The following is a 6,969-nucleotide window of genomic DNA, read 5'->3' on the forward strand; positions in this document are numbered from 1 at the left end:
GGATTTTATGGTAGAATAATATGGCTGTATTGGCGTGAATGTTAAGCAAATCCGCCGATGAACGAGCAGTTACTTCTAATACAAAAAATTCTAGTAGTTTTAACTGGACTTTTTTGCTTAGTTTACAATGGGTTATCTTCATAAAACTAGTATAGCACAGTTGCTAATCTAGTTCAGCCCCAAAAATTAACGCACTTCACCGTGTCCGAACACCACCCATTTTTGGGAAGTCAGTCCATGCAGACCCACAGGTCCGCGCGCGTGAATCTTATCGGTTGAGATACCAATCTCAGCACCCAGCCCATATTCAAACCCATCGGCAAAACGGCTCGATGCATTGACCATCACACTTGATGAATCCACCTCGCGAATGAACTTTTGCATGTTGGCATAGTCATTGGTGATGATGACGTCGGTGTGGTGGCTGCCGTAGTGGTTGATGTGCGTGATGGCATCGTCCAGCTCATCTACGATTTTAACGGCAAGCTTGGGCGCAAGATATTCTTGATACCAGTCATCTTCGGTGGCGGCTTGGATGTTTAGGTGCGTGTCTTTTAGAGCTTTCATCGTCTCAGCACACACGAAAAATTGCATATTATTATCAACATCATGCATTGCGTTTAGAATTTTGATCAGTGCATCGGTGCGGCTCTTATGAACAAGTAGCGTCTCCATGACATTGCATGGGGCGTAGCGCGAGGTCTTGGCATTGACGCAGATTTTAATCGCCATCTCGATGTCACACGACTCATCCACATAGGTGTGGCAGTTGCCATCTAGGTGCTTGATGACGGGCACGCGCGCACCCTTAGCGATGCGCTCAATCAGACCTTTACCGCCTCTAGGGATCACCACATCCACAAACTCTGTCATCGTAATCAAGCTATCTACCGCCGCGCGGTCCGTCGTCTCTAGTACTTGAACCGCTTCACTTGGCAGTCCTGCCGCATCCAATCCTGCACGCACGCAGGCTGCAATTGCCTGATTTGAATGATATGCCTCAGAGCCACCGCGCAGGATGATGGCATTGCCTGATTTGATGGCAAGACTTGCCGCCTCAACCGTGACATTCGGGCGACTCTCATAAATCATGCCAATCACCCCAAGCGGCACACGCATCTTGCCCAGCTGAATGCCCGACGGACGATATACCATGTCATCAATCTCACCGATCGGATCGGGCAGACCAATCACATCATCCAAGGACGCCAGCATCGCATCAAAGCGCGACTCATTAATCACCAAACGATCCAACAGCGCCTCATCTAGCCCGTTTTGTTTACCGTTCGCGACATCTTTGGCATTCTCGCTTAAGATGCCGTCTTTATTGGCGATCATTGCTTCTTTAATGGCACCAAGTGCTGCATTCTTGGTGCGTGTATTCGCCGCTGCCAACGCACGTGACGTCGCTCGTGCTTTTTTGCCGACGCTCATCATGTATTCTTGGGTATTCATCCTCACTCCTAACTGCTTAAAACTTGCCCTATCATAACAACCAAACCCCAATTTTTCCATTCAAAAATGACAAAATTAACCACGCTTGGTTAAAATTTACCAATTTATACAAAAAAATTCACCCAAAACGTGAAAAACATTTGCCTTTTAGTGCACTTTTGGCGAAAATATCTAATTCATGTTTTATATTTCACGAACTTATACTTTTGTTCGTTATTTTGACTGCTTCGTACACTTATTTTAAAAAGAACCATCATGACCGACACTCGCCCCATCGCCCTAGATTTACAAGACATTCATAAGAATTACGGCTCTTTGCAAGTCCTAAAAGGCGTCTCTTTAACCGCGCACGACGGCGATGTGATCAGCATCTTAGGCTCATCAGGCTCGGGCAAATCCACCCTGCTTCGCTGCATTAATCTACTAGAAAATCCAAGCAGCGGCAAGATCATCATCGGCAATGAAGAGCTGGTTCTCACCGACAAAAAAGGCGAACTGGTTGCCAAAAACCCAAAACAACTCGAAAAATTACGCTCAAAAATCGGTTTCGTCTTTCAAAGCTTCAATCTTTGGCCGCACAAAACCATCCTCCAAAACATCATCGAAGGCCCAACCCAAGTCCTAAGGCAATCCAAGGCCGAAGCCATCGCAGAAGCCGAACGCCTACTTGATAAAGTAGGACTGCTCGACAAGAAAAACGCCTACCCTGACAACCTATCAGGCGGTCAGCGCCAGCGTGTTGCCATCGCACGCGCCTTGGCGATGAAGCCGCAGGTACTGCTGTTCGACGAGCCGACATCGGCGCTTGACCCTGAGCTTGTGAACGAAGTGTTATCAGTGATGCGCGAGCTGGCCGCCGAGGGGCGTACTATGCTGATCGTCACGCACGAGATGCGATTTGCGCGTGAAGTATCGGACAAGATCGTCTTTTTGCACCAAGGTCGCATCGAAGAGATTGGCACTCCCGATGAAGTATTTGACAACCCAAAATCTGAACGCGTGCGTGAATTCATGGCATCGCACCGCTGATTGATTGTTTTATTTTTAGTTTTAAGGAACGTTTATGAACATCGCCAAAATCGGTAGCATCGCTGCCATCGCCCTAGCCTTGACAGCATGTAATCAAGACAAGCCTGCAGACAATGCAGATGCTGCCAAAGCTGACGCGCCTGCTGCTCGCGAACTAAAAATCGCCACCGAAGCTGCCTACCCTCCATTCAACGATACCGCACCAGATGGCAAAATCATCGGTTTTGACGTAGATGTGATCAACGCGGTCTGCGCCGAAATCAACGCCAAATGTGAAATCGTCGCTCAAGACTGGGAAGGGCTAATCCCAGGTCTAAACGCCAACAAATACGACGCCATTATCGCAGGCATGTCGATCACACCTGAGCGCCTAGAGCAGGTTGATTTCTCTGAGCCATATTTTTCAAATACCATCGTATGGTTATCAAAAACCGATGGCAGCTTTGACCCAAATAACATCAAAAACACCATCCTAGGTGGTCAGCGTTCAACCACTGGCGCCGCCTACATCGCTGAGAAATATGACGGTAAAGATGGCAATACCGTGCAGCTGTACGACACCTACATGAACGCTTATCTTGATCTAAAAGCTGGTCGCAACGCGGCAGTCATGGCAGAAAAAGTCTCTGCGGCAGAATGGCTAAAACAAGGCCAAGAAGGCTTTGGTCTGGTTGGTGAAGAGATCGACAATAACGACAACCTAGGTATCGCTGTTCGTAAAGGCGACGCCCTAAAAGAAGACATCAACGCCGCACTTGTCAAGCTAAAAGAATCTGGCAAACTGGCTGAGCTTGAAGCAGCGAACTTCAAATAATCGCAACAACCGCCCAAAGGAGAGAACAATGAAACTAAAATTATTAAGCGCACTTGCGCTAACTGCTCTGGTAAGTGCTTGTGGTAGCGATAAAGCACCTGCAGAATCTGCTGCGCCTGCCGACAGCGCCAAGCAAATCCGCATCGCGACCGAGTCTAGCTTTAAGCCATTTAGCTACCTAGATAACAGCGGTAACTTGGTGGGCTTTGAGATTGATCTTGCCAATGCACTGTGCGAAGAAATGAAAGCCCAATGCGACATCCAAAGCCAAGACTGGGAAGGTCTAATCCCAGGTCTAAACGCCAAGAAATTTGATGCTGTGATGGCTGGCATGTCTGCCACCGAAGAGCGCGCCAAAGTGGTCGATTTTAGTGATGCGTATTTTAACAACACCTTGGTATTGCTTGGCAAAAAAGGCGTTGATCTGAACGTAAACGCTCTTGATGGCAAGAACATCGCCGCTCAGCAAGCCACCGTATCCGCTGATTATGTGGCTGCCAATCATCCAAATGCTGTCGTAAAAACCTACGACAAGCAAGACAACGCCTACCTTGATCTAAGTGCAGGTCGCGTTGATGGCATGATGTCTGACATCGTTCCTGCCCTAGATTGGCTAAAAACCGAGCAAGGCGCCGAATTTGAAGTCAAAGGCGAACCAATTGACATCAATGACACCGTCGCCATCGCTTTCCGTAAGGATGATGCATTAAAAGGCGAATTCAATGCCGCACTTGCCAAGCTAAAAGAATCTGGCAAGTACGATGAGCTTGTCGGCAAATACTTCGATCAAAACATCGTAAAATAATCCTTAGGGCGTGTCACAAGATGCGCCCTATTTGTCTATATCAATTTATAAGGACATGAACATGAAGCTAAAATTATTAAGCGCGCTTACGCTAACTGCTCTGGTAAGCGCTTGTGGTGGCGATAAAGAAGCCGCGCCAACCAACTCAAATCAAATTCGCATCGCCACCGAAGGCGCGTACGCCCCATTTAACTACACCAACACCGACGGTTCACTTGGTGGCTTTGACGTAGACATCGCAAACGCGCTATGCACCAAGATGGCAGCAGAATGCACCATCGAAGCCCAAGACTGGGACGGTATCATTCCTGCGCTAAAAGCCGGCAAATTCGACGCCATCGTCTCATCGATGTCGGTGACGCCCGAGCGCATCGAACAGGTTGATTTTACCGAGCCGTACTTTGCCAACACCCTAGTATTCTTGGCAAAAAAAGACAGCACATTTAACCCTGCCAACGCCAGTGAAATCGAAGCTGCCAAGATCACCGCTCAAGGTTCAACCATCTCAAGCCAATGGCTATCACAAGCCCACCCAAGCGTCACACCACAGCTGCACGGCAGTCTGGACGGCGCCTTCATGGATCTGGGCAACGGTCGTGTGGATGTCATGATCTCTGATAAGCTGCCCGCCCTAACATGGCTAAAAAGCGACCTAGGCAAGAACTTTGAAATCAAAGGCGACGACATCGACATCAACGACAAATTCGCCATCGCGGTCAATAAAGGAGATGCAGAGCTTGCTGGCAAGTTCAACAAAGCGCTGGCTGACATCAAGGCGGACGGCACTTATGATGAGATCGTTGTGAAGCACTTCGGACAAGAGATGCTAACAAAATAAACCAGCCGAGTCAGGTTAAGCCCTGCTTTTGGATGGATTTAAAAATAAGCATTTCATGATAAGTGAAATTTTGTTAAAATAGGCGGTTTGGGCTTGGCAAATCTCTTTGTCATCGTCCAAGCCGTTTTTATGGATTTTTTGTTCGTCTTTTCTTGATAAGGCATTTATAAGGCAATAACGTGTTTGACCTACAAGGCTACGGCCCAATTTTAATGAAAGGCACATGGCTCACCATTCAGTTAGGCTTTGTTAGTCTGATTTTTGGTCTCATTCTTGGCTTACTGGGTGCAGCTGCCAAGCTATCTGGCGTATGGCTACTCCAACGCATCGCAGACATTTATACCACTGTCGTGCGCGGCGTGCCTGAGCTGCTCATGGTATTTTTCATTTTCTTTGGCGGTGATGCCATCATACAGCTTGTCGCTGCTCAGATTGGTTACACAGGTCGTGTGGACATGAGCCGCTTTTGGGCAGGTGTGGCAGCCTTATCCATCATGTTTGGCGCGTATGCCACCGAAGTATTTCGCATGGCGGTTCAAGACATCCCAAAAGGTCAATGGGAAGCCGCTCAGAGCCTTGGCATGACGCCTGCTCAGACTGTCAGACGCATCATCCTGCCACAGATGTGGCTTGTGGCACTGCCTGGCATCGGCAACCTAACCTTAGTGCTACTAAAAGACACCGCATTAGTGTCGCTTATCGGACTTCAAGACCTCATGTATTATTCAGGTCGTGCCGCCCAAACCACCCAAATGCCTTTTACATTCTACATCACAGCAGCGCTCATCTATCTGGCATTGACCACCATTGTCACGCTGTTTATGACGCATTTTGAATGGCGCGCCAACCCTGCCGCTCGCTATGCCAAGTCACTGTTAAAACAAGGAGATAAGGCATGAATCTACAATGGCAAGCCGTCATCGAGCATCTTCCCACCATGCTAAAGGCATCAGTGACCACCATCGAACTTGTGGTACTGTCTTGTGTATTAGGCTTAATACTTGGGGTTGTGTTGGGGCTCCTGCGCTCATCTAAGCATCTTTGGATCAAAGCCCTGCCTTTTTTGTATATCTTTTTCTTTCGTGGTACGCCACTATTGATTCAGATTTTCTTGATTTATCAGGGGCTTGGGCAGTTTGATTTCATCAAAGACAGCTTTCTTTGGGAGCCGGTATTTAAGCAAGCGTACTGGTGTGCCATCATCGCATTCACGCTAAATACCGCTGCCTATATCGCAGAGATCGTGCGTGGCGCCATCGCTGCCATCCCTAAGGGCGAGCTTGAGGCTGCTGATGCCATCGGGATGTCAAAATTCCAAAAAATCCGCCGAATCATGCTGCCACGCGCTTTTGGCATCATGATTCCTGCTTACAGCAACGAGGTGATTTTTATTCTAAAAGGCAGTGCTCTGGCAGCGTCGATTACGATCACGGAGCTGACCTTGACCGCCAAGAACCTAGCGGCAAAGAACTACCTACACATCGAAATGTACGCTGCCGCTGGTGTGATTTATTTGATTTTGGCGTGGATCATCATGTTTGGCTTTAAGCTCTTTGAAAGCCACATTAATAAGCACAAACACTACGTACCACCAACCACCGCCTAATCAATAAAAACACCAGCAAGCGACTGGTGTTTTTTCATTTACTCTAACGCTTATTCCAAGCCTTTTTTGATTTTATCGCCCAATTCGTCAAATTTGGCTTTTAGGTTGTTCTTGAACTCATCCCAATTATCTTGGCGCTCTTCGGCTTTTTTAACCTTTAGATCTGCGCGTGCTTTGATTGCCAAGTCCTTTTGCACTTCCAGAGCCTCTTGAACTTCTTTTTGGACAACCACAGCATCCCAGCGGCTGACTGTAGTATCGCTAAACTGATTGAAAAAGTCATTTAGCACATCCTCGCTACTCTCTTGAACCAAAGCAATGATTGCAACATCGCCATCAACCAAGCGCTCGCTAACCGTCGCTAATAGCGTGCCTTCGCCAATGCTTTCTGCCGCCTTGACATTACCACCAATGAGCGCGCC

Annotated in this window: 8 protein-coding genes and 1 pseudogene; 6 read left to right on the forward strand and 3 right to left on the reverse strand. The window is 47.9% G+C overall.

Features of this window, described 5'->3' with window-relative positions:
• Together GY683_RS08550 and GY683_RS08555 are read right to left on the reverse strand one after the other, a co-directional pair.
• Positions 1-142: pseudogene (locus GY683_RS08550) on the reverse strand (IS1595 family transposase); the annotation flags it as partial.
• A 44-nt stretch (positions 143-186) separates the two neighbouring features.
• Positions 187-1,455, reverse strand: coding sequence for a glutamate-5-semialdehyde dehydrogenase (locus GY683_RS08555; protein WP_297288327.1), 1,269 nt, complete (start codon positions 1,453-1,455; stop codon positions 187-189).
• A 255-nt stretch (positions 1,456-1,710) separates the two neighbouring features.
• Between GY683_RS08555 and GY683_RS08560 the strand changes: the two genes are divergently transcribed.
• From GY683_RS08560 to GY683_RS08585, 6 genes are all read left to right on the forward strand, one after another.
• Positions 1,711-2,484: an ABC transporter ATP-binding protein gene (locus GY683_RS08560; RefSeq protein WP_297288328.1), complete on the forward strand. Its 774-nt coding sequence runs from the start codon at positions 1,711-1,713 to the stop codon at positions 2,482-2,484.
• A 34-nt stretch (positions 2,485-2,518) separates the two neighbouring features.
• Entirely contained in the window at positions 2,519-3,298 is a 780-nt protein-coding gene (locus GY683_RS08565) for a transporter substrate-binding domain-containing protein (RefSeq protein ID WP_297288329.1), read from the forward strand.
• A gap of 28 nt (positions 3,299-3,326) precedes the next feature.
• The gene (locus tag GY683_RS08570) at positions 3,327-4,103 is read left to right on the forward strand and encodes a transporter substrate-binding domain-containing protein (protein WP_297288330.1); all 777 of its coding nucleotides are present in this window, start codon (positions 3,327-3,329) and stop codon (positions 4,101-4,103) included.
• A gap of 61 nt (positions 4,104-4,164) precedes the next feature.
• Complete coding sequence (locus GY683_RS08575; RefSeq protein ID WP_297288331.1) at positions 4,165-4,941, forward strand: transporter substrate-binding domain-containing protein; 777 nt, start codon at positions 4,165-4,167, stop codon at positions 4,939-4,941.
• A 179-nt stretch (positions 4,942-5,120) separates the two neighbouring features.
• On the forward strand, positions 5,121-5,840 hold the full coding sequence (locus GY683_RS08580) for an ABC transporter permease subunit (protein WP_036367013.1): 720 nt from the start codon (positions 5,121-5,123) through the stop codon (positions 5,838-5,840).
• A complete protein-coding gene (locus GY683_RS08585; RefSeq protein WP_297288332.1) occupies positions 5,837-6,547 on the forward strand; it encodes an ABC transporter permease subunit in 711 nt (236 codons plus the stop codon). The genes GY683_RS08580 and GY683_RS08585 overlap by 4 nt, the downstream gene beginning before the upstream one ends.
• Positions 6,548-6,597: 50 nt before the next feature.
• Here the strand turns inward: GY683_RS08585 and GY683_RS08590 are convergent.
• On the reverse strand, positions 6,598-6,969 hold a 372-nt coding region (locus GY683_RS08590), incomplete at its 5' end, for a hypothetical protein (protein ID WP_297288333.1).

This window comes from Moraxella sp. (genome assembly GCF_024227015.1).
GTDB lineage: Bacteria > Pseudomonadota > Gammaproteobacteria > Pseudomonadales > Moraxellaceae > Moraxella.